This is a genomic window from Collimonas sp. OK607, assembly GCF_900111995.1.
GTDB lineage: Bacteria > Pseudomonadota > Gammaproteobacteria > Burkholderiales > Burkholderiaceae_D > Collimonas.
In genome coordinates this window covers 1-22,237 of sequence record NZ_FOKF01000062.1, presented here as the reverse complement: position 1 = coordinate 22,237, position 22,237 = coordinate 1, and the positions used below count along the sequence as shown (strand labels likewise).

Annotated in this window: 16 protein-coding genes and 2 pseudogenes; 9 read left to right on the top strand and 9 right to left on the bottom strand. The window is 57.8% G+C overall.

Annotation, left to right across the window (positions count from 1 at the left end):
- The 4 genes and pseudogenes from BM029_RS24200 to BM029_RS24185 form a co-directional block, all read right to left on the bottom strand.
- Nucleotides 1–216, bottom strand: a pseudogene (locus tag BM029_RS24200) (IS4 family transposase); the annotation flags it as partial.
- 176 nt (nt 217–392) lie between these two features.
- Nucleotides 393–2,876, bottom strand: a complete 2,484-nt coding sequence (locus tag BM029_RS24195) for a DEAD/DEAH box helicase (RefSeq protein ID WP_092440472.1) — start codon at nt 2,874–2,876, stop codon at nt 393–395.
- The gene (locus tag BM029_RS24190; RefSeq protein ID WP_092440470.1) at nt 2,873–3,643 is read right to left on the bottom strand and encodes a fumarylacetoacetate hydrolase family protein; all 771 of its coding nucleotides are present in this window, start codon (nt 3,641–3,643) and stop codon (nt 2,873–2,875) included. The genes BM029_RS24195 and BM029_RS24190 overlap by 4 nt, the downstream gene beginning before the upstream one ends.
- Nucleotides 3,644–3,645: 2 nt before the next feature.
- Nucleotides 3,646–4,404, bottom strand: a complete 759-nt coding sequence (locus BM029_RS24185) for a GNAT family N-acetyltransferase (protein WP_092440468.1) — start codon at nt 4,402–4,404, stop codon at nt 3,646–3,648.
- 120 nt (nt 4,405–4,524) lie between these two features.
- Between BM029_RS24185 and BM029_RS24180 the strand changes: the two genes are divergently transcribed.
- The gene (locus BM029_RS24180) at nt 4,525–6,681 is read left to right on the top strand and encodes a S9 family peptidase (RefSeq protein WP_244545208.1); all 2,157 of its coding nucleotides are present in this window, start codon (nt 4,525–4,527) and stop codon (nt 6,679–6,681) included.
- Nucleotides 6,682–6,702: 21 nt separating this feature from the next.
- On the opposite strand, the pseudogene BM029_RS24175 reads toward BM029_RS24180, so the two are convergent.
- Nucleotides 6,703–7,725, bottom strand: a pseudogene (locus BM029_RS24175) (alpha/beta fold hydrolase).
- A gap of 183 nt (nt 7,726–7,908) precedes the next feature.
- On the opposite strand from BM029_RS24175, the gene BM029_RS24170 reads away from it, so the two are divergent.
- The 3 genes from BM029_RS24170 (at nt 7,909) to BM029_RS24160 (ending at nt 9,914) form a co-directional block, all read left to right on the top strand.
- Nucleotides 7,909–8,307 (top strand): nuclear transport factor 2 family protein, encoded by a 399-nt coding sequence (locus BM029_RS24170; protein WP_092440464.1) that lies wholly within the window; start codon nt 7,909–7,911, stop codon nt 8,305–8,307.
- 111 nt (nt 8,308–8,418) lie between these two features.
- On the top strand, nt 8,419–9,270 hold the full coding sequence (locus BM029_RS24165) for a helix-turn-helix domain-containing protein (protein WP_170851215.1): 852 nt from the start codon (nt 8,419–8,421) through the stop codon (nt 9,268–9,270).
- 116 nt (nt 9,271–9,386) lie between these two features.
- Nucleotides 9,387–9,914, top strand: a complete 528-nt coding sequence (locus BM029_RS24160) for a DUF3455 domain-containing protein (protein WP_244545207.1) — start codon at nt 9,387–9,389, stop codon at nt 9,912–9,914.
- Nucleotides 9,915–9,939: 25 nt separating this feature from the next.
- Here the strand turns inward: BM029_RS24160 and BM029_RS24155 are convergent, their stop codons facing one another.
- The 3 genes from BM029_RS24155 to BM029_RS24145 all read right to left on the bottom strand — a co-directional run bounded on the left by BM029_RS24155 (nt 9,940) and on the right by BM029_RS24145 (nt 14,663).
- Nucleotides 9,940–11,118: a nucleoside hydrolase gene (locus BM029_RS24155; protein WP_211482535.1), complete on the bottom strand. Its 1,179-nt coding sequence runs from the start codon at nt 11,116–11,118 to the stop codon at nt 9,940–9,942.
- 80 nt (nt 11,119–11,198) lie between these two features.
- Nucleotides 11,199–13,391, bottom strand: coding sequence for a TonB-dependent receptor (locus BM029_RS24150; protein ID WP_244545206.1), 2,193 nt, complete (start codon nt 13,389–13,391; stop codon nt 11,199–11,201).
- 534 nt (nt 13,392–13,925) lie between these two features.
- Nucleotides 13,926–14,663: a GntR family transcriptional regulator gene (locus BM029_RS24145; protein ID WP_244545205.1), complete on the bottom strand. Its 738-nt coding sequence runs from the start codon at nt 14,661–14,663 to the stop codon at nt 13,926–13,928.
- 345 nt (nt 14,664–15,008) lie between these two features.
- Between BM029_RS24145 and BM029_RS24140 the strand changes: the two genes are divergently transcribed.
- From BM029_RS24140 to BM029_RS24120, 5 genes are all read left to right on the top strand, one after another.
- Nucleotides 15,009–16,556, top strand: coding sequence for an ABC transporter ATP-binding protein (locus BM029_RS24140; protein WP_092440454.1), 1,548 nt, complete (start codon nt 15,009–15,011; stop codon nt 16,554–16,556).
- A complete protein-coding gene (locus BM029_RS24135) occupies nt 16,549–17,637 on the top strand; it encodes an ABC transporter permease (RefSeq protein WP_371329162.1) in 1,089 nt (362 codons plus the stop codon). The genes BM029_RS24140 and BM029_RS24135 overlap by 8 nt, the downstream gene beginning before the upstream one ends.
- A gap of 2 nt (nt 17,638–17,639) precedes the next feature.
- Nucleotides 17,640–18,560, top strand: coding sequence for an ABC transporter permease (locus BM029_RS24130; RefSeq protein WP_092412748.1), 921 nt, complete (start codon nt 17,640–17,642; stop codon nt 18,558–18,560).
- Between the two features lie 80 nt (nt 18,561–18,640).
- Entirely contained in the window at nt 18,641–19,783 is a 1,143-nt protein-coding gene (locus BM029_RS24125; protein ID WP_092440450.1) for a BMP family ABC transporter substrate-binding protein, read from the top strand.
- A 68-nt stretch (nt 19,784–19,851) separates the two neighbouring features.
- Nucleotides 19,852–20,127: a hypothetical protein gene (locus BM029_RS24120; RefSeq protein ID WP_092440448.1), complete on the top strand. Its 276-nt coding sequence runs from the start codon at nt 19,852–19,854 to the stop codon at nt 20,125–20,127.
- A gap of 80 nt (nt 20,128–20,207) precedes the next feature.
- Here BM029_RS24120 and BM029_RS24115 read toward each other — a convergent pair whose 3' ends face one another.
- On the bottom strand, nt 20,208–21,785 hold the full coding sequence (locus tag BM029_RS24115; protein WP_092440446.1) for an aldehyde dehydrogenase (NADP(+)): 1,578 nt from the start codon (nt 21,783–21,785) through the stop codon (nt 20,208–20,210).
- Between the last annotated feature and the right edge of the window lie 452 nt (nt 21,786–22,237).

Below are 22,237 nucleotides of genomic sequence, written 5' to 3'. Positions count from 1 at the left end.
CTGACAAGACCGATCCGGTTTCATCGCCTGAGCCATAAACATCGACAGCGTCTCCGTTGGCGCGAAGAGCCGTTCACGGTGAACCGGCAACGACGCCTCCAGTGTGTCAAATAGTTCCGGCGAAGTAAGTAGATCGAAAAAACGAAATGCGTCGTTGGTGGCAGCGTGATGTCGAACCCGACGTTGCCGAGATAACACAGAACGATTACTATGCATGAGGGCTGGCTCTTGGATGGTGGCGATGGTTTGGCGACTTAAGCTTACCATCTTGCCAGCCTGTTTTTCCTCACTAATTCAGGCACTTAGCGCTTAAGTAAGTGCCATTCCACTCTGACCCTAATTAATGGACCACGGAGTACATGCACTAGCGTTCGACAGATGTTTGATATCACTCAAACCAACGGCGCCAGCAGCAACTGCAAATCCTCACTGCTAAACTTAGTCGCTAACGCTGCATCGCTACCCAACACACCTTCCGCCAACGCCGCCTTGCGTGCCTGCAGCTCAATAATCCGTTCCTCAATGCTGCCTTCAACCACGATCTTGTAGACGAATACAGTTTGCTCCTGGCCGATACGATGGGCACGCGCAGTGGCTTGTTCCTGCACCGCTGGATTCCACCACGGATCGATGTGAATAACGGTGTCGGCTGCGGTCAGGTTGAGGCCGACGCCGCCGGCTTTGAGGCTGATCAATAGTATGGGAACGGATTTGCTTTGAAACTCGGCAACCAACGCGCCGCGGTTTGCGGGTGGCGTCTTGCCTGTCAAGGCTAACCAAGGTAGTTGCAACGCATCGAGTTCGATCGCAATCAAATCCAGCATTTCAGTGAATTGAGAAAACACCAGGATGCGTCGGCCTTCCGCCACCAGTGCCGGCAACATGTCGCGTAGCAGTTCCAGCTTGGCGCGTTCCATGCTCGCCGGATGTTCCATACCCTTCAGCAAAAACGGATCGCAGCATACTTGCCGTAGCTTGAGCAACGCATCGAGAATCGTGATTTGTCCACCGGCAAAGCCCTTGCGTTTAAGAACGCCGCGTACCTGTTCGTCGGCGGCCAGACGGACGCTTTCGTATAGATCGCGTTGCTGGCCTTGTAATTGCACGCGTTTGATTGCCTCGCTGCGTGGCGGCAGTTCGCTTGCCACTTCATCTTTGCGGCGGCGCAGGATGAACGGCCTGACTCTTTGCGCCAGCAATTGCGCGCGCAGGGTTTGACCACCGTACTCGATCGGTTTGCGCCACAAGCGTGTGAAGCTTCGTATGTCGCCGAGGAAACCGGGCATCAGGAAATCGAACTGGGTCCATAGTTCGCCCAAGTGATTTTCCAGCGGGGTGCCTGTAATGCATAACCGATGCCGCGCGCGCAAACGCCGCACGGCGCCGGCGCTGCGGGCGGTGGCGTTTTTTACGGTCTGTGCTTCGTCCAGAATCAGCATGTGAAATGGCTGTGCTTCCAACGCCGACCGGTCGCGCCATAACAACGGGTAAGTAGTGAGGATCAGGTCGTACTCTGCCATGCGAGAAAAATCGCGATGGCGCTCCGGCCCTTGCAAGGCAAGTACACGCAAGCCCGGCGCCATGCGCCGGGCTTCGGCCTGCCAGTTGAATATCAGCGAAGTCGGCAGTACTACCAATGCCGGCAAGTCGAGCCGGCCAGCCTGCTTTTCGATTAGGAGGTGGGCCAGCGCTTGTGCGGTTTTTCCGAGACCCATATCGTCAGCCAGGATGCCGGCCAGGTGATGTTCGCGCAGGTATTGCAGCCACGCCACACCATGCATTTGATAGGGGCGTAACGTAACGCCAAGGCCGGTCGGCGCGATAACGGCCGGCGGCGTGCCGGCGCCTTGCAGCCGTTGTGCCAGCGCGCGCAGGCCTGCGTCGCCTTGCAATTGCCAGCTGCCATGGGCGCTGGCGCGTTCACGCTGCGTATCCAGCAAACTCAGGCGCATTGTTTCGAGGCGATAAGCATCCCACGATGACAGCTGCAGCGGCCCGTCTTTGCGCTGGGGGTCGGTCAGCAACTCCAGCATGCTGCCGACGATTGCCTTGAGCGGGGCCGCGCGGGCTTCAATCCGTTTGCCACCCGGCGCTCGCAACATGATCAAGGCATGGTCGTCGATCAAGGCAATCTGTTTGGCGTCCAGCCAGCGCCCGTCACGTTGCAGCAAATGCGCCAGCAGAGGCACCAGATCCACCATCTCGCCGTCGATTTCAATGCCCAGGGTCAGCAGCCAGGAACCTTCGCCGGCAGGCAGGCCTAAGGCAGTCACCGTCTGCTCGCGACCGCGCATGCGCGCCGCAACTTCCTTGCCCAGTACCTGGCCGGTTTCGGGGCTGACGATCAGGTGCCAGGCATCTACCGGCACGCTTTCATGCGCAAAACCAGGGCGCACTACAATCGCCCAGCCCTTTGCCTGCAGATCCGGCAATTGTTCCGCCCAGAAATCGCCGAAAAAATCTTCCTGCACCAAAGTCCAAAGCGAAGCCAGCGTTTGCCCGGCTTCCTGGGCCGCGTCATCCGTGCGCCATTGCAGGGTATCGCTCGGCAGCGGATGCAAGCCCAGGTCCCACACCAGGTCCAGGGCGTCGGCTTCGGCTCCCAGGTCGCGTAGCAACAGGCGTTGACCCTGGCTGTCTTCAACCGTTTGCGCCGATGCCGGGCGGCGATTCAGCAGCGTGGCGGGCGCTGCGGTTTCCCATTGCAAGCCGTCATCGGTGACATACGTCCAGGTGATTTGCGCTACCGTCACGTTGGGACCGCGCGGGCCGAACGGACCGGAAGGGCGCATCCCCAGGAGGCCGTCGCCGCGTCCCAGGGTTTGCAGCGTCAGGCGCGGCCGGAAATGGCCGACGGTGTCTGCAACGGCATTCATCTCGGCGAAAATCGGACGGCCAGTTCACCAAGGTCACCGTAGCGTATTGAGATATCCTGCGCCACAGGCAAGCCGAAACTGCCGGCGTAGGAGCCGGTGATGACGGCTTGTCCGGCTTGCAATCCTTGCCCTGCAGCGCGCAGGAATTCTGCCAGCCAGTACAGCGGAGCGCGTGGATTGACGGCGGGATGGCGGCCGCTTAGCTGTTTTGTATCTTGACTGGCGATGCCGATTCGGATCGCTATTTCAGTAGCGCCACGTGCAGCCTCTGCATCCACCTGCGGGCCGAGATACAACCCTTGGTTGAGCAAGCCGTCAGCCAGGTTTTCAATAAAACCCGCTTCATCCGGCTCGCTGTAGCGACTGTCTATCAGTTCCAGTGCAAGGTAGGTACCGCCAATAGCGGCATCAATTTCAGCTGTGGAGTAGGGTGATGAGCGCGCCGGCAAATCCTGGTCGAGGATGAAAGCCAGTTCCGGCTCAACCCGGACCTGGCCGTGGCGTACCCACGCCGCGCACGCGCCACCGCTGTAGACGGTGCCGGCATAGATGGGGGCAAGCACGGGTTGTCGATCGACCGGCAATCCGCATTTCCAGGCGATGATCTTGTCGCCCAGCTGCTCACTGACGAGAGCCTGCACCACCAGCGCGGCTGCGGCATCCAGTGGCCGCAAGGACGGCGGCAGGCGTGCGCCCTGCGTGCCGGATCGGCGGCGTTCCGCGAGGATGGCTGCGGCGGGCAGGGAGTTATGAGTTTGAGAAGTCATGTTTATGGACGTATGCGGTAATGATATTCATATTGTTCATCGAACCCGAGTTTTCGATACAGCGCAATTGCCGGCACGTTATCGGCAACAACCTGGAGATATGCGCGTGTTGCGCGTTGCGCCTGTCCCCACTCCAGCAAAGCGGTCACGAGCCTTGTCGCAGCGCCACAACGACGTGCATCCGGCGCGACGACAATATCGAACAGACCGATAAGCCCGTTCTCTGCCACCGCTAAACCATAGGCAACAGGCGTACCATTCTCAATTAACGTGGCGAACGCGGCCGGCATCGTGATAGCGGCGAGCATGCGGTCATGCGTCGCCTGCGAGGCGGATGGGACGCCGTTCGCTTGCGAAAAACCGGCACTCCACGCATCGCTTGCCGCTGCTTCAATCACGACATCATGCGAGGTCGATGTATGTGCCGAAGTCGCCAGCGATGCAGTCATGACAAGTGTACGGTCGATTTTACGATATCCCGCCTGGTCGAGTGCGCGGTCTGGCTCGGCGCCTGCCAGCGGTGATAAGCGGAAGATCGCGGGCAAGCCATGTCTCGCATAGAAACTCTCTACGACCTGCAGTGTTTCGCTGAATGCCACCGCCGGGCGCAAGGCATTGGCAGAATTCGCGCGCTTGGTATACCCCTCGGACAGACGTAACAGCCAGCCGCCGCGGAGCGCAGATTTTTGCGCCGGCCATGCATTGAACGCACGTTCCTCAAGTGAACTGATGAGATCGAAATCTACGGGCGGTGTTGTCATCTTGTTTTGCTGCAGAGAATGGCGGAAAGATATTCTAACCGGTATGCGCATGCGAATTTTCAATCTGTGCCGATGAGCCAGGTGTACATTCATGCTTATCCATACAAGGATCTGTACACTATGTCTTTCCTTCAGCAACGTGCCCATGTCCTGGGCGTATCCTTATTTTTCCTGGCTCTGATGACTTCCACTTCTACTCCTGCTGCATCCGCTCCAACACCTCCGGTCGCTGCCAGGCAGCCCTGGCAAGAAACTCGGCACGGAGAAGTCGTCACCGACGACTATCACTGGCTGCGTGAAAAAAACAATCCCAAGGTGATCGCCTACCTGAAAGCGGAGAACGCCTATACGCAGGCAATGACCAAGGAGCTGGCGCCGCTGGCGAAAAAGCTCTACGGCGAAATAAAGGGCCGCATGAAGGAAACCGATCTGTCGGTACCGACCCGGCGCGGCAATTTCTACTATTACAGCCGCACCGAGGCCGGTCAGCAGTATCCGATAATTTGCCGTCGACTCGCCAAGGCAGACGCCGATTTTGCCTATGACGCCGGCGCCACGGAAGAAATCCTGCTGGATGAGAACCAGCTGGCAAAGAGTAAGAAGTTTTTTGAGGTAGAGAGCTTTTCAGTCAGCCCCGATGACCGTTACCTGGCGTACTCCACCGATACCACCGGTTATCGCCAGTACCGGTTGCACATCAAGGATCTGAGCAGCGGGAAATTGCTGGATGATTCGATGGAGCGCGTCACCAGCCTGGCATGGGCTGCCGACAGCCAGACCTTGTTCCTGGTGCAGGAAGACGCCACCACCAAGCGTTCCGATCTGCTGATGCGCCTCAAGCTGGGCAGTAAGCCGGCCGAGGTATATCGCGAAACAGTGGAGCAATTCAACCTGGATGTCGGCATCAGCGGCGACCGCAAATTCATCGAACTCGAGGTGCAAAGCACCGACACCACCGAAGTCAGCCTGTTGCCGGCGGACCAACCGGAAGGCAGCTTCCATTCAGTGCTGGGACGTGAAACCGGACATCGCTATCATGTCGACCATCGCGATGGCGAACTGTTCATCATGACCAACAAGGACGCCAAGAATTTCCGCCTGGTGACGGCGCCGCTGGCGACTCCCGGTCCGGATCATTGGAAAGAACTGGTAGCGCATGATCCCAAGGTGTTGCTTGAATCATTCGAATTGTTCCGCGATTTCCTGGTGGTTAGCGAAAAATCGGATGCGCAAGAGCGTTCCCGCATTTACAATTTTGCCGATCACAGCTGGAAGACCGTGCAGTTCGATGAAGCGGTATACGCCTCGCACCCTGGCGGCACGCCGGAATTCACTTCACGCCAATATCGTTTGATGTACGAATCACCGGTAACGCCGTCGACGGTGTTCGATGTCGACATGGCGAGCGGCCAGCGCGTAGTGCTGAAACAGCAGGAAGTGCCAGGCTACGATCCCGCCTTGTATGAAACCAGGCGCTTGTGGGCCACTGCGCGTGACGGCGTCAAAGTACCGTTGTGGACTTTCGCCAGGAAGGGCGTCAAGCTGGACGGCTCGGCGCCATTGCTGTTGTATGCGTATGGTTCATATGGCATTCCGGCCGACGCCAGCTTTTCTAACAGCCGCGTCAGTCTGCTGGATCGCGGCGTCATTTTCGCCGAAGCGCATATTCGCGGCGGCAACGACATGGGCGAGCACTGGCATGACGACGGCATGCTGATGAACAAGAAGAATACCTTCAACGATTTCATCGACAGCGCCGAATATCTGATCAGGCAAGGCTGGACCAGCCAGCAGCACCTGATCATCGAAGGCGGCAGCGCCGGCGGCCTGCTGATGGGCGCGGTCGCCAATATGCGGCCCGACCTGTTCCACGCGGTGCACGCAGCGGTGCCGTTTGTCGACGTGATGAACACCATGATGGATGCCAGCCTGCCGCTGACTACCGGCGAATACCTGGAATGGGGCAATCCCAGCGAAAAGCCCGCCTACGACTACATGCGCAGCTATTCGCCCTACGATAATATCGAGCGCAAAGACTATCCGCCGATGTTAGTCACCACCGGGCTCAACGATAGTCAGGTGATGTATTGGGAGTCGGCCAAATATGTCGCCAAACTGCGCGCCATGAAAACCGACCATCACACCTTGCTGCTCAAAGTGAATATGGGCGCCGGCCACGGCGGTGCGTCCGGCCGCTATGACGCGATCAAGGAGCGCGCGTTCGAAATGGCTTGGATGCTGTCGCAATGGGGCTTGCTCCAGCCTGGCAAACGCTAAGTCGACCGGACCTGGCGGAATTTATTGCCTGGCAAGCCATTCCAGCAAGGCTTTATGAAACTCGGCCGGCTGCTCCATCTGCGGCGCATGGCCGAGGCCGGAAAACTCGATCAACGTTGATTGCGGGATCAGCTTGGCGGCCTGCTTGCCCAGCAGTTTGTACTGGCCGATTTTCGCCTTCACCGCAGCCGGAGCGGCATCGCTACCGATGGCGGTGGCATCCGCATCGCCGATCAACAACAAGGTCGGCATGCTGAGGTTCTTGAATTCATAGACTACCGGCTGCGTAAAAATCATGTCGTAGATCAGCGCCGAGTTCCACGCTACCAGTTTGTGGCCGGGCTCCTGGTTGAGCCCGGCCAGCATGGTCACCCAGCGTTCGTACTCCGGCTTCCAGCGGCCGACATAGTAAGTATTCTGTTCATACTTGCGCAGGCCGTCGGCTTTCAGCTTCAATTCCCGCTAATACCATTGATCGACCGTGCGATAAGGTACGCCCAGCGCTTTCCAGTCTTCCAGGCCGATAGGATTCACCATCGCCAGTTGCGTTACCTGTTCCGGATACAGCAACGCGTAGCGCGTTGCCAGCATGCCACCGGTGGAGTGGCCGACGATGATCGTCTTGCGGACACCCAGTTGCTCCAGCAAGGCGTGGGTGTTGACGGCGAGCTGCTGGAACGAGTACTGGTAATGCTCCGGTTTGGTCGAGGTGCAGAAACCGATCTGGTCCGGCGCCACTACCCGGTAACCCGCGGTGCTCAGGGTCTTGATGGTTTGCTCCCAGGTCGCGCCGCAGAAATTCTTGCCATGCATGAGAACCACGGTGCGGCCGTTGGCGGCGCCGGTTGCGGCAACGTCCATATAGCCCATTTGCAGCTGTTGGCCTTGGGATTCGAACGCGTAATGCTTTAATTCATAAGGGTAGTCGAAACCCTGCAATTCAGGGCCGTAGGTTGGCGCGGCGGATTCCGTTTGCGCTATCGCACCTGAAAGAGTGGCGCTTAACAGCAGTCCGGTGATCCAGAAAGATATCGAGTTAGTCATGCTGCCTTATTTCTTAAAAGATTGAATTATCATTTTGCTACCATTTTTCGACAGGATCGCCACCGCATCCGTTTGATTACCTGAGAGGTAATCGACCGTGCCCGGCCTTGCGCGGAGAATGCAATTGTCGACAACGACAAAGCAGATCTCCCCGAACCTACGAATCCTTGAAGGAGCACGATCATGACCAACGCCACTATTGCCAAGAATATCGCAAATGAAGCCTCGTCCATCGCCAGCCGCTATATCGCCGCCTGGGACGAGTCGGATGCAATCCGCCGTCGTGCGCTGATAGCGTCTGTGTTTACCCCGGAAGCAACGTATGTAGATCCGATGATGAGCAACGCCGGCCATGATGGGCTCGATGCCATGATCGGCGCGGTGCAACAGCAGTTTGCCGGATTGCGTTTCAAACTGCATGGCAAGCAAGATGGCCATAACGACGTGGTGCGTTTTTCCTGGACCCTGGCTGCCGAAGGCGCCGAGCCGGTAGCTTACGGCACCGATATCGTCGTGGTGGCGGACGATGGACGCATCAGCAGCGTCACCGGTTTCCTGGATGCGATGAACTTGCCGGCTTGAGGCCATCTGAAGTGAACTGCGGGCGGTCCTTTCGATATCCAGATAAACTGCCCGGTAATTCTTTGGAGCCAAATTATGGGTGCACAGCAAGCCGTAGCGAAGGCGAGTTTAGTGAAGCCGCTCATAGCGAAACAAGGCGCAGAACCGGCTGCTCCGAATCGCTATTTCAACGACTTCGCGGCAGCTTTGCGTTATTGGCGCGACAAGCGCGGCTACAGCCAGCTGCGCCTGTCTACCGAAAGTCTTATCTCGCAGCGCCATATCAGCTTCCTGGAAAGCGGGCGATCGCAACCGAGCCGGGAACTGATCCTGAAGCTGGGGACGGTACTCGACATCCCGCTGCGGCAGCGCAATGTGATGCTGCTGGCGGCGGGTTTCGCGCCGGCCTACCAGGAGCGGAAATTGACCGATCCTGAGTTAAGCGCGGTCAAGCAGGCGCTGGATTTCATGCTGGCCCAGCAAGCACCCTATCCGGCATTGGTGGTGGACCGCTTATGGAATCTGGTGATGAGCAACGGCCCGGCGGCCATGATGATAAGGTGGCTGCTGGACATGCCGGAGAACCAGCCGATTCCGCGCGAAGGCATTAATGTCTTGAAGCTGATGCTGGATCCGCAAGCCATCCGGAAATATTTGGTGAATTGGCAAGATGTCAGCGCCGATCTGCTGCATTGGATACAGCGCGAAGCCATGAGCGATGGTCCCGGCAGCGAGGCTACCAACCTGCTGGAACAACTGGTCGCGCTACCAGGCATCAAGGCCGCCACGCAAACGCCGAATCTCGACACCCGCGTCTTGCCGTTCCTGGCGATGACGATCAGGAAGGATGATGTGGAATTGAATCTGTTCACCTCGATCGCCACCATGGGCACGCCGCACGACGTCACCGTGCACGAGTTGCGGATAGAATCATTCTTTCCCGCCGATGCTGTAACGGCAGCATGGTTCAAGAGCCGTGCCTAGGCCATTTATTGTTTTACAATAAAGACGCTGCAAACGATTCAGTCCGATATATCTGTCAAACGCATCTGTCAAACGCATCCGTCACATTTTCTGGGAGAAGAATAATGGCAAGGAAAATGCTAGCTCTGACAGCGGTAGCAACCTGCTGCGTGACGGTTCTGGCCGGCTGTGTCGGACCGCAGCCGAGCGCGGTTCCCGCCAATCTGAACGTGGCGCCGACGCAGGTTTTGTCGCTGGAACTGAAGGCGACCGGTGTACAAATTTATCGATGCGCCATCGCAAAAGACGACGCTTCGAGATTCGAATGGCAGTTTGTGGCGCCGGAAGCCGATCTGTTTGACCAGGGCGGCCAGAAGATAGGCTGGCATTACGCCGGTCCGAGCTGGGAATCGACGGATGGCAGCAAGGTCGTCGGTACAGTGCAGGCGCAAAACACCGGCCCCGACGCCAATGCCATTATGTGGTTGCTGCTTAGTGCAAAATCAAACTCCGGCACCGGCATCTTTGGTCAGACGCAAAGCATCCAGCGGCTGCAAACGGTTGGCGGTAAAGCCCCGGCGGACGGTTGCAATCAAACCGCTCTCGGCAAGGAGGCGCGCGTGCCTTACCGGGCGATATATCGTTTCTACTCTGCCAAATCGTAAGCTGCCAGGCGCCGCGATGAACTGATCAGGGTTTGGTTCCAACGGCCTCTGCCGCTTTTGGCGCAGGTGGCGTCGGCTGGTTCATCAGTTTTATCATCAGCTTTTCGAAGGCAGGTACGTTAACTTCGCGCACCACCGTCGTCGGGCTGGCGATCAGGCCCGGTGGTGCGTAAGCTGCCGGCCAGGACAAGGTATTGCCATAGCCGGCGCCGAAATCGGTGTCGATGCTGACAAACAGCTGGTCGGATTTGCTGATCAGCGTCGGATCCAGCCAGACCGCCGTGGCCAGCTCATCCCACAAAGGGAAACCGGTCTCGGTCACCTTTTTCACCATCTGCGTCAAAGGCGTGTTCGCCCTGGTCATGTCGTTCAACAGCCTGGCGCTGAGTTCGGTCGCGGTCGACGGATCGGCCGGCACCATGACGATGTGTTTCCACGGTGCGCGCAAAGCAATCTTGGCTGCTTCAGGATCCCAGCGGAAGTTGAATTCCAGGCGCGGCGAATTGATATATTCGCGTGCAAACTGTTCCGCCGATTTGGACGGTAGCACCTGGTGCGGATTCAGGCTGCCGCCCATGTAGACGATTTCCTTCGCCGTCTCCGCAAAGGTGGGGTCGAGGCTGATCGCCAGCGCCACGTTGGTCATCGGCCCGGTGGCAAGGATGGTGACCTGGCCTGGGAATTCATGCACTTTCCTGATCATGAAGTTGGCGGCGATTTCAGTCGACGACCTGGTATGCGGCATGCCTTCGGGAAGTGGCGGCACCACATCGTGCGCGTGGTAATTCGGCTGGCTCTGGATGGTGCCGTCCGGCCATTTTTCATCCATCCAGGCGCCTTTGTAGAACAGCTTGCCGTACAAGGCTTCCCAGCGCCGTGTGGTTTCCTGCGTATTTAGCAAGGGAAAGGCTGAACCGGGCACCACCGGAATATCGCTGCGTCCGATCACTTCCAGAGTACGCAGGGCATGCGCGATATTCTCGTCGCGCCAGGTCGAGCCGCTGACAATCGTGATGCCCAATACTTCCACATCCGGCGACTGGATCGCCATCAGCTGCGCCGCCCGTGGGCCACCGACGTCGTCATCGATAATCACTTTGCGCTTGCCTTCAGCCTGTGCCCGCAACGGCACCGTCGCGGCGACTGCCAGCCCCAACATGAATACTGTCGATAGCAAGCGGCAACGCACTGAATTCGATTTCATAAAGTACTTTCAAATAGTTAAAGATCTTCAGGGACGACCCGTAGTGCCGTCCCTGGAGATTGCTGCAACGCTCAGCCAAATCAGAAATTCGACCGGAACTGAATACCGAACATGCGCGGTTCGTTAATGAACGCTGTCCGGTTGTCAAAGTCGATGCCGCCCACTGCCACTATCTTGTTGGTGATATTTCGGGCGAATGCGGCGATTTCATATTTGTCGCCATCCCACTTGTAACCCATACGCAAGCCGCCTTCGAGCAACGGCTTGCCGGTGAACTCGGTCGAGTTGTACAGGAAGAAGTTGATCTTGCTGCGATACGACCAGTCGGTATAGAAGTACAGCTCGTCGTTGTTGCCCATCGGGATGCCGTAGCGTGCGGTCACGTTGGCAATCCACTTTGGCGCTTGCGGCAGGGGATTGCCGTCGATCGAAAACAAGCCTGGCCGCACCTGGGTGTTGAGCATGGTGCAGGAGGCGCAGCCGGCTACCAGCAGGTTCGGGTCGCGAATCTGAGTGTAGTTGTAGCTTCCGCCAACGGTAACGCGCAGGCGTTCGGTCAGGTTGGCTTCCAGATCGAGCTCGGCGCCGCGGCCCACCGTCTTGGCTGCGTTCACCAGCATGATCGAGTTGGAAGCGCCGCCCACCGCTGTCAGCTGCTGGTTCTTGACGTCGAAACTGTAGACGCTGAAGTTGGCGCGGGCGCGGCGGTTGAACAAGTCGGCCTTGATCCCGGCTTCGTAGGAAGTGATGGTTTCAGCATTGGCCACAGTGATCGGCACTGAAGACGACGGCGCCGCGATACTCGGCGCGCGGAAGCCGGTGGCAACCCGTGCATAGGTATTGATGTCGTTGGTCAAGGCGTAGTTGGCGCTGGCGTCCCAGCTCACGTTCGATTTGCTTTCGCTGATCGATCCGGGTCCGGTAAACGTGACGTTGTTGGCGATCTCGTTGGTAAAATCCTTTTTGTCCTGGGTATAACGCAGGCCGCCACGCAATTTGAGCCTGTCGTTGACGTCATAGGTCAACGAACCGAATGCTGCATAGGCAGTGTTTTTCTGGCGATTTTTGAGATAGCTGGTTTGCAATTGCGTGTTGCTGTCGAAGTTGGCGCTGTCGCCTGCCACATCTTCGTAGAAATAATACAGGCCGGTCTGCCAGTTGAGAGGCCCTTCATTTTTCGACTCTACCCGGAATTCCTGCGAAAGCTGTTTATGGTCGGCTATGCCGCCACCGGTTTGTACCTGGAAGGGAATGAAGCCGGGGCCAGTCGGCGTGCCGCCATCGATATCGCCGCGGCTGAAATAGCTGGAGATGGTTTCGTAACCGGTGATCGAATACAGTTTTACCTGATCCAGGTTCCAGCTCAGCCGGGCGCTGCCGCCGGCGGTATGCAGGTACTGATCGTTCAATCCGTTGAAGGTGACCTGAGATGGACTAAAGCCGGAGACGAAACCGTCGCTGCCTTTCTCCAGGATATTGGCGCGAAACAGGCGTGCGCTGCCGGTGGTGGCGCGCGAGTGGATATTGAACAGCGCGTTGAAAGTGCCGTCCGGTTTGTACAGGAACTGCAGGCGGCCGGCGCGTTCGTCGTAGCCTTCCAGGTTGGGCGTCCCGCCGCCGTTGTTGGTGACCCAGTTGTCGCGATGTTCCACCAGCGTCGAAAAGCGCATCGCCCATTGATCGCTCAAGGGCACGTTGACCGCCGCCTCGACATTGGCGGTATTGTGGGTGCCGTCGGAGACGCTGTAATAACCGGAGACCTTGTCCAGGCTTGGCTTGGCCGAATCGAACTTGACCACGCCGGCCGGCGTATTGCGGCCGAACAGCGTGCCTTGCGGACCGCGCAATACTTCGACTCCGGCCAGGTCGAACATCGGGAAGCCTTTGAGGGCGGCGTTTTCTTGCACCACATCGTCGAATATCAGGGATACCGGCTGCGAAGCAAAGGCGGAAAAATCTGTATTACCGTAGCCGCGGATATAGAAGCGGGGGAAGGTGCGGCCATTCGACGATTCGATATTCAGGCTAGGGACTTTGGCCGCCAGCACGCGGATATCCTGGCCGCCGGAGGTGAGGACATCGAGGGTTTCGCCCTTGAGCAAGGTCACCGAGATTGGCACGTCCTTGATTTTTTCGACCTTGCGCTGCGCCGTGACTGTCATGGTTTCCAGTTGCAGTCCGCTGCCCGGTGCGGTTGCCGTTGCCATCGTGGCTGGCGCCGTTTGGGCCATTGCCGCCCCGAATGGCAACGCTGCTCCCAGCGTCAGAACCATTTTATGTGCGCAACGCATGTGGGCGCGAGCCCTCGCTTTTTTCCCCATTTTTCCACTCCCATGTTATCGACATTGATAAACCGAACTTGTTTGTTTTTTTGTACCTGCATCGCGCAAGTTGAGATCAGACCATCGAGAAGTTATCTCGACTGTTGACCGGAACGGATTCAGTCAACGCAAAGACCGTGCCAGAATTTTTCCAGGCAGGAATAATCGGAGAAAAGTTGAAGAAATCGAATTACGATTTATATCGCCAATATATTGTATACATATGAAAAACTGTTTTTGATGCCAGGTTGCGATACAACAGCGGCAAGTGGAGATGTTCAGGGCGGGATGATTATCGGCGAAAAATAACGCTGTTTATTGGTGAGCCTGCGCGCCAAATTAGGGACGTCGACATCAGGAAAGAACCGGATTAGTGCGTATCAATGTCTCAGAATAGCGACACTTTTTAATAAGTTGTATACACTTTAAAGAGGTTGTAGCAATGTCCGGTGTGGGATGAGGCGAGTGGGATTTATGGTGCGGTATCTATGCGATATCAAGTATTTCAGCCAGGTCCACTTCGTGTTCGTCGTCGCTCAGGCGCAGGGCGCGCTCGATATCGAGCAGATGCTGATTCATCATTTTGACGGCCTGTGCGGCATCGCCGGCGGCAATCGCGTCTATCAGGTGTTCGTGTTCGTCGTTCGGGCAGGCAGTCTTGCCCGGCGCCTGATACAGCGCGATGATCAGGGAGCAGCGCGATACCAGTTCGCGCAGGAAGCGGGTGAGCACCGGATTGCCGGCGCTCTCGGACAACAGGATATGGAACTCGCCGCCGAGGCGTATCCATTTGGCGTGATCGCCGGAATGAAAGGATGCATGTTCTTCTCTTACGATCTGACGCAAGCGGGTGATTTGCGCGCGGCTGGCGTTGGCTGCCGCCAGCGGCATGATGGCCGCTTCGATAGCGCGCCGCGCGGCGAAAATATCACGGGTTTCCTGTGGCGTAGGTTGGGCAATGATGGCGCCCCGGTTGGGCCGCAATTCGAGAATATGGTCATGCGCAAGGCGCTGGATCGCCTTGCGCACGATGGTCCGGCTGACGGCAAACAGGTCGCACAGGCTGGTCTCGGTCAGCTTGGTTCCCGGCGGGAGGCGCTGGCTCATGACCGCTTTCAGGACGGAGTCGTAGATCTTTTGGTCGATAATGCCGCTGCCGCGTTTGGTGACGGCTTTGGCCGGCGCGGAAACCGTGTCGCCAGACTTATCAGACTTTTTTTTCATGGGTCTCATTTCTGTTTGGATTGCAAGCCTGCGCTCATGCTACCGCAAATTCCTGTCGTCAGTTACAAGCAAAATCATAGGCACAAACCGCGCCAGACGCGTTCAATCCTATCTTCAACCTTTCAGTATCGACCTCTGGCACACAGTTTGCTTTTGTAAGGACTTTATGCCGGTGAACCATTGCACGAATCCTTGCACGAATCGTTGTATTTTAAGTCGGCGAAAAGAATCGGAATTGATGTAGCATGTTGCTTGCATGGTATGCGTTAAAACGCGCATGCAGGACGTAGGCAACAACGCTGGAATCATTTTGCAACAGTCTTTCACTGGTACAGGCAAAAGAAAGTGACTTCAACCATACCGCGTCTGGAAATCGCCCATATCCGCAAAGCCTATCCTGGCGTGCTGGCCAATGACGATATCAATCTGAGCGTTGCCCCCGGCGAAATCCATGCGGTCCTCGGCGAGAATGGCGCCGGCAAATCGACCTTGATGAAAATTATCTTCGGCACTGTGAAACCGGATGCCGGCGAGATTTTCTGGAACGGCGAACAGGTCCACATCGCTAATCCGCATGTGGCGCGCAAGCTCGGCATTGCCATGGTGTTCCAGCATTTCTCCTTATTCGATACGCTAACCGTTGCAGAGAACATCGCGCTGGGCCTGGCATCTGATGTCAGCATGCCGGAGCTGGTGACGCAAATCCGCCAGACCGGCGAAAAATACGGCCTGGAGCTGGAGCCGCGTCGCCATGTGCACACGTTGTCGGTCGGCGAACGCCAGCGGGTGGAAATCGTACGCGCCTTGTTGACCAATCCGCAATTGCTGATCCTCGACGAGCCGACTTCGGTGTTGACGCCACAGGCAGTGGACAAGCTGTTCGTTACTTTGCGCAAGCTGGCTGCCGAAGGCTGCAGCATTCTATATATCAGCCACAAGCTCGATGAAATCCGTGCGCTCTGCCACAGCGCCACGGTGATGCGCAACGGTAGGGTCACCGGCAACTGCGATCCGCGTAACGAAACCAGCGCAGGCTTGTCGCGCATGATGATTGGCGATGAGCTGGTGCGCTTGCAGCGCGAACGCAATCCTGATTCGCAACGCAGCGAGCGTAAGCTGCATATCAACCGCCTGAGCTTGCCGAAAGCGCACCTGTTCGCCACCGAGCTGCACAATATCGAATGTGAAGTGCGAGCCGGCGAGATCGTCGGCATCGCCGGCGTCTCCGGTAACGGCCAGCAGGAATTGCTGGCGGCGTTGTCCGGTGAAGATCAGCGCGCGGCGCCCAATATGCTGTTGCTGGTCGGCCGTGCTGCCGGTCATCTGGCGCCGAATCCGCGCCGCGCGCTCGGCCTCGGACTGGTGCCGGAGGAGAGGCTGGGCCGCGGCGCGGTGCCGACCTTGTCGCTGGCTTCCAACATGCTGCTGTCGCACCAGAAGACTCCTTATGTGAAGCGCGGCATGATCGATTTTACCTACACCCGCAATGCCGCCGCCGCCATCATTGCGCGCTTCAAGGTCAAGGCCAGCGGCCCCGATGCGCTGGCCAAAAGCCTGTCCGGCGGCAATCTGCAAAAATTCATCGTCGGCCGCGAGCTGGATCGCAAGCCGAGCGTGTTCATCGTGGCGCAGCCGACCTGGGGCGTGGATGTGGGCGCCGCGGCGCAAATTCATACGGAAATCCTGGCGTTGAAAAAGGAAGGTTGTGCGGTGTTGATCGTTTCCGAAGAGCTTGATGAATTGTTTGCCCTGTGCGACCGACTGCACGTGATTGCCAAGGGCAAGCTGTCGCCGTCGATCCAGATCGAGCAGGCTACCCGCGAGCAGGTTGGTTTGTGGATGAGTGGCCTGTGGCAGGATGGGCAAGATGGTCAGGAGGCCGCGCATGCGTAATCTCTGGCCCTGGAAACTGGAGCTGCGCGGCACGCCGTCGCGTTCGATGACGTATCTGTCGCCGCTGATTGCGATTGTAATGACCATGTTATTGGGTGCATTGCTGTTCATCGCGCTGGGCAAGGATCCGCTGGCCGGCCTCAAGGTATTCCTGATCGACCCGTTCAACGGCAAGCGCGCCATCAGCGAATTGCTGCTGAAATCCATCCCTTTGATATTGTGTGCGCTAGGCCTGGCAGTATGCTTCCGAGCCAATGTCTGGAACATCGGCGCCGAAGGACAATTCACTGTCGGCGCCTTGTTTGCCGGCGGCGCGCTGGTGTTGATAGATGTGCCGGGGCATGCCATTCCCGGCGGCCTCGGCTTGTACCTGATGATCGTCGCAGGGATTCTCGGCGGCGCCTTCTGGGCTAGCATCACGGCGTTGTTGCGCGACCGTTTCAACGCCAACGAAATCCTGGTCTCGCTGATGCTGACTTATGTCGCGCAACTGCTGCTGATGTATGCGGTGAACGGGCCGTTGAAAGATCCGCACGGAATGAATTTCCCGCAATCGAAAGTGTTCTCCAGCGAATTCATGTTGCCGGAACTGATCAGTGGCACGCGCCTGCACATCGGTTTTGTCGTCACGCTGGTGCTGGCGGCTGTGATGACGGTGTTCGTGACGCGCAGCTTGCGCGGCTTTTCGCTGTTCGTCGGCGGCACTGCACCGCACGCGGCGCGTTATGCCGGCTTTTCCAGCCGTAGCGCATTGTGGACCTCGCTATTGATTTCGGGTAGCTTCGCCGGCCTGGCGGGAGCGTTTGAAATTGCCGGTCCGATCGGCCAGTTGCTGCCGTCGGTATCGCCGGGTTACGGCTTCGCCGCCATCATCGTCGCCTTCATCGGTCGCCTGCATCCGGTCGGTGCGGTGCTGGGCGGGCTGGTGATGTCGCTGCTGTATCTGGGTGGTGAACTGGCGCAATCGCGGCTCGGATTGCCATCGGCGATCACCGGTGTGTTCCAGGGCATGCTGCTGTTCCTTCTGTTGGCCAGCGATACCCTGATCGATTATCGCCTGCGTCGGAAAGTCGAGATTTAAACATGGAACAATTCGCTTCTCTTATCGCCGCCTCGATCAACGCCGGAACGCCATTGCTGCTGGCGGCGCTTGGCCTCCTGATCAATGAGCGCGCCGGCGTCCTCAACCTTGGCGCGGAAGGCATGATGCTGGTCGCCGCGATTGCCGGATTCGCGGTGGGTTATACCACCCATAGCCCGATGCTAGGTTTCCTGGCCGGCGCGCTCAGCGGCGTGCTGATGGCGGCACTGTTTTCCTGGCTGGCGCTGGTGCTGGCGACCAACCAGGTCGCCACCGGGCTGGCGCTGTCGATTTTCGGCGCCGGTTTGTCGGCCTTCATCGGACAGCGCTTTGTCGGCCTGGCGTTGCCGTCGCAAACGCTGTCTATTCCCGTACTCAAGGACATCCCGTTTCTTGGCCAGGCGCTGTTCCAGCAGCATTGGATGAGTTACCTGGCCTTGTTGCTGTGTGCCGCCATCGGCTGGTTCATCTATCGCACCCGTGCCGGTCTGATCCTGCGCGCGGTTGGCGAATCGCCGGAATCTGCGCATGCGCTAGGATATCCGGTGCGCTGGATCCGCTTTGCCGCGTTGTTGTTCGGTGGCGCTTGCTGCGGTCTGGCCGGCGCCTATCTGTCGCTGGTGTATACGCCGATGTGGGTTGAGGGTCTGGTGTCCGGCCGTGGCTGGATTGCGTTGGCGTTGACTGCGTTCGCCACCTGGCGTCCGGTTCGTGTGCTGCTCGGTGCATTGCTGTTCGGTGGCGTCACCATCCTGCAGTTTTACCTGCAAGGCATTGGTGTTACGGTGCCTTCGCAAATCCTGTCGATGTTGCCGTATGTAGCAACCATCGTGGTACTGGCGCTGATTTCGCGCAATCCGGACTGGATTCGCCTGAACATGCCGGCTTCGCTTGGCAAGCCTTTTAAACCGGGGGCCAGTTGAGTAGCATGAGTAACAAATGAGAAAAAACCGGGCAAACCTGATAGTTCGTCGACTAACCATCACATAGAGGGAGATAGGAAATGAAGATTTCACGCAGAGCATCACTCGCAATGCTCACCGCGCTGGCCGCCGCCACGCTCATCGGCTGCGGCAAGAAGGAGGAGCCGGCCGCAGCGTCAGCTCCCGTAGCAGCACCCGCCGCAGCGCCAGCCAAGGCTGAACCGCTGAAGGTGGCGTTCGTCTACATCGGACCGGTCGGCGACGCCGGCTGGACTTTCGCCCATGACCAGGGCCGCAAGGCAGTCGAACAGAAATACGGCGACAAGGTGAAAACCACTTTCGTCGAAAACGTCCCGGAATCCGCTGCCGATGCCGAGCGTGTGATCCGCCAGCTGGCGGTCGACGGTAACAAGGTAATTTTCGGCACCACGTTCGGCTATATGGAAGCGATGCTAAAGGTCGCCAAGGAATTCCCGGACGTCAAATTCGAACACGCCACTGGTTTCAAGACTGCCGACAATTTGGCGCAATATGATGTCCGCACCTATGAAGGCGCCTACCTGGCCGGTGTAGTGGCGGGCAAGATGAGTAAAACGGGCAAGCTCGGCGTGGTCGCTTCGGTGCCGATTCCTGAAGTCATTCGCAACATCGATTCCTTCACGCTGGGTGCGCGCTCGGTCAATCCGAAAGCCACTACCCGCGTGGTGTGGGTTAACAAATGGTTCGATCCGGGCAAGGAACGCGAAGCCGCAACCACGCTGATCGGCCAGGGCGTCGATGTGCTGATGCAAAATACCGATTCCGCCGCGGTGGTGCAAACCGCCCAGGAAAAGGGTGTGTATGCCTTCGGCTGGGATAGCGACATGACCAGCTTCGGCCCGAAAGCGCATCTGGCGGCATCGGAGATCAACTGGGGCGTGTACTACACCAAGCGCGTCGGCGAAGTCCTCGATGGCACCTGGAAAACCAGCACCAGCTGGCTCGGCCTGAAAGACAATGGCATCGATCTGGGCGGCTTCAATCCTGCCTTGCCAGACGATGTCAAAGCACTGGTTGCCGAACGCAAGAAAGCCATCATCGACGGTAGCGGGCCGATCTGGAAAGGCCCGGTGGTCGACAATACCGGCAAGGAAGTGGTGGCCAAGGACGTCGTGCCTGATGACGGTTTCCTGCATGGCATTACGTTTTACGTGAAGGGTGTAGAAGGCAAGGTGCCGGGCTAACCGCGCAAGTTCCGGATCGGCGTTCGTCGCAAGGTCGATCCGGAATTTAAAAAAAGGGAAAATAGTTCGTGAAAAAACAAATTTCAAGAATTTCGCCATTTCAAACCGCCAAAGTCCTGGCACTGGTTTATTTCGCTATTTCTGTGCCGGTAATTGCTCTCATGAGTTTGTTTTACGCATTGATGCCCGGGCCTAAAGCACCGCTGGGCGTGATGTTCATATTGCCGTTTCTTTATTTGATCTTCGGCTTTATTTTCACAGCGTTTAACGCGTGGATCTACAACCTCATTGCAAAATGGGTTGGCGGGATTGAATTTACCGTCTCGGAAATTGAAAATTCCTGATGCTGTATTAAAACGGGACTGCGTGAATAACATTTCGCGCAGTCCCGTTTGTACGATCGATTTCCGGTCGAATTATCTGCTTAGGCCTTGATCAAGTTCCCATCCACCAGTCGCGTCAATCCAAGGGGATTACCGTCTTGCACGGCTGTCGGCAGCAAATCTGCAGGCAGGTCCTGGTAGCACACCGGGCGCAGGAAGCGGTCGATGGCGCTGGCGCCGACCGAGGTGCTACGGCTGTCGGACGTTGCCGGGAACGGGCCGCCATGCACCATCGCATAAGACACTTCAACCCCGGTTGGATAACCGTTCACCAGGATGCGGCCGGCTTTGCGTTCCAGCGTTGGTAGCAGTTTCCTGGCCAACGCGTGGTCTTCATTATCGAGCTGCAGCGTGGCGGTCAGCTGGCCGGCCAGGTGTTCGGCTACGGCGCGCATTTCTTCTTCATTCTGGCAGGCGACAATCAATGAGCTGGGGCCGAAATTTTCATCTTCCAGCTGTTCGGTGGCCAGGAAGGTTGCGGCATCGGTGGCAAACAATGTAGCCTGGGCGGCGCATGGCGCGCTTGCCGGCAGACCCTGGCCGAGGGTGGTGACGCCGGCAATTGCGCCCATGCGTTCGATACCTGCGACATAGGCGCTGTGGATGCCTGGTGTCAGCATGGTGCCGGCTGCCTTGGCTTGCAATGCAGTTGATGCCGCTGCTTGAAACTGCGACAGATGTTCGCCCGCCAGGCCGATCACTAAACCTGGGTTGGTGCAGAACTGGCCTACGCCCATGGTCAGCGAATCGACGAAAGCGCTGCCGATTTGCGATGCGCGTGCGGCCAATGCGTGCGGCAGCAGGAACATGGGATTGATGCTGCTCATTTCGGCGTAAACGGGAATCGGTTCGCGCCGTTGTGCTGCTGCGCGCATCAGGGCCAGGCCGCCTTGGCGCGAGCCGGTAAAGCCGACCGCTTTGATGGCAGGGTGGCTGACCAGCGCCTGGCCGACTTCGTTGCCGGTGCCGATGATCAGGGAAAACACGCCCTCTGGCAGTTTGCAGGTAGCGACTGCTTGTTGAATCACGCGTCCGACCAGTTCTGACGTGCCTGGATGGGCGTTGTGCGTCTTGACTACTACCGGGCAGCCGGCGGCTAGCGCAGCTGCGGTGTCGCCGCCAGCTACTGAGAATGCTAGCGGGAAATTGCTGGCGCCGAATACCGCGACTGGGCCGAGGGCGATTTTGCGTAGGCGCAGATCGGAGCGTGGCGGGGTGCGGTCGGGTAGGGCTGAATCGAGAGTGGCGCTTAGGTGGTTTCCGGCGCGTGCTACTGTGGCGAACAGGCGTAATTGGCCAACTGTGCGGCCGCGTTCACCTTCGAGGCGGGCGGTTGGAAGGCCAGATTCCTGGGCTGCGCGTTCGATCAGGGTTGGTCCTAGGGCTAGGATGCCGTTGGCGATTTCTTCTAAAAATTGCGCGCGCTTTTCCGGCGTGATTTCGCGGTAGACGTCGAAGGCCTGTTGCGCCAGGATGCAGGCGCGATCTACTTCAGCGGTGCCGCCGGCGCCGAAATCGGGGCCGATTTTTTCATTGTTGGCCGGATTGATTGCGCGTAGCGTGCCTTCATTGCCGCGTACGCTGGATTGGCCGATAAGCATTTCACCAGTGATGTTCATTTATTTTCCTCGATATTCATGTGTTCGATTTTTGCGTCACCGCAAAAGCAGTTAATTTCTTTCACCGCAAGCGTAGTTAAATGGGGTCAGAGTTTTTTTTCGCGCCCTTTGCGAAAATTACTCTGACCCCAATTAACGGCCCACGGAGTAAATGCTGTGGGTATTTGGTCGGAAATTCACGTTACCTGAAACGGTAACTACTCCGTGGGGACGTGTGCCGGGGGTAGCCCGGCAGCTACTCACTTTTATATGGACGCCTCCTATTTGCCAAGGTTTTTTGTGTACTGCCAAACAGATAAGGATGCAGTTTTATATCCGGCCTTGTTGCAGACTGAACTCTGCTGGCCTTGATGGAATCCGCTGGCCCACACCTAATTTCTTTGACGAGCTCTTGGCTCTAAAGTGAGTTCAGGTTTCGTGAGCCCCGGTCTGACCTGTTTACCATCACACTC

Excerpts from the sequence above, each read along its gene's own strand:
- BM029_RS24195 (WP_092440472.1), bottom strand. The coding sequence starts at position 2,876 with ATGAATGCCGTTGCAGACACCGTCGGCCATTTCCGGCCGCGCCTGACG.
- BM029_RS24190 (WP_092440470.1), bottom strand. The coding sequence starts at position 3,643 with ATGACTTCTCAAACTCATAACTCCCTGCCCGCCGCAGCCATCCTCGCG.
- BM029_RS24185 (WP_092440468.1), bottom strand. The coding sequence starts at position 4,404 with ATGACAACACCGCCCGTAGATTTCGATCTCATCAGTTCACTTGAGGAA.
- BM029_RS24180 (WP_244545208.1), top strand. The coding sequence starts at position 4,525 with ATGTCTTTCCTTCAGCAACGTGCCCATGTCCTGGGCGTATCCTTATTT.
- BM029_RS24170 (WP_092440464.1), top strand. The coding sequence starts at position 7,909 with ATGACCAACGCCACTATTGCCAAGAATATCGCAAATGAAGCCTCGTCC.
- BM029_RS24160 (WP_244545207.1), top strand. The coding sequence starts at position 9,387 with ATGCTAGCTCTGACAGCGGTAGCAACCTGCTGCGTGACGGTTCTGGCC.
- BM029_RS24155 (WP_211482535.1), bottom strand. The coding sequence starts at position 11,118 with ATGAAATCGAATTCAGTGCGTTGCCGCTTGCTATCGACAGTATTCATG.
- BM029_RS24150 (WP_244545206.1), bottom strand. The coding sequence starts at position 13,391 with ATGGTTCTGACGCTGGGAGCAGCGTTGCCATTCGGGGCGGCAATGGCC.
- BM029_RS24145 (WP_244545205.1), bottom strand. The coding sequence starts at position 14,663 with ATGAAAAAAAAGTCTGATAAGTCTGGCGACACGGTTTCCGCGCCGGCC.
- BM029_RS24135 (WP_371329162.1), top strand. The coding sequence starts at position 16,549 with ATGCGTAATCTCTGGCCCTGGAAACTGGAGCTGCGCGGCACGCCGTCG.
- BM029_RS24130 (WP_092412748.1), top strand. The coding sequence starts at position 17,640 with ATGGAACAATTCGCTTCTCTTATCGCCGCCTCGATCAACGCCGGAACG.
- BM029_RS24125 (WP_092440450.1), top strand. The coding sequence starts at position 18,641 with ATGAAGATTTCACGCAGAGCATCACTCGCAATGCTCACCGCGCTGGCC.
- BM029_RS24115 (WP_092440446.1), bottom strand. The coding sequence starts at position 21,785 with ATGAACATCACTGGTGAAATGCTTATCGGCCAATCCAGCGTACGCGGC.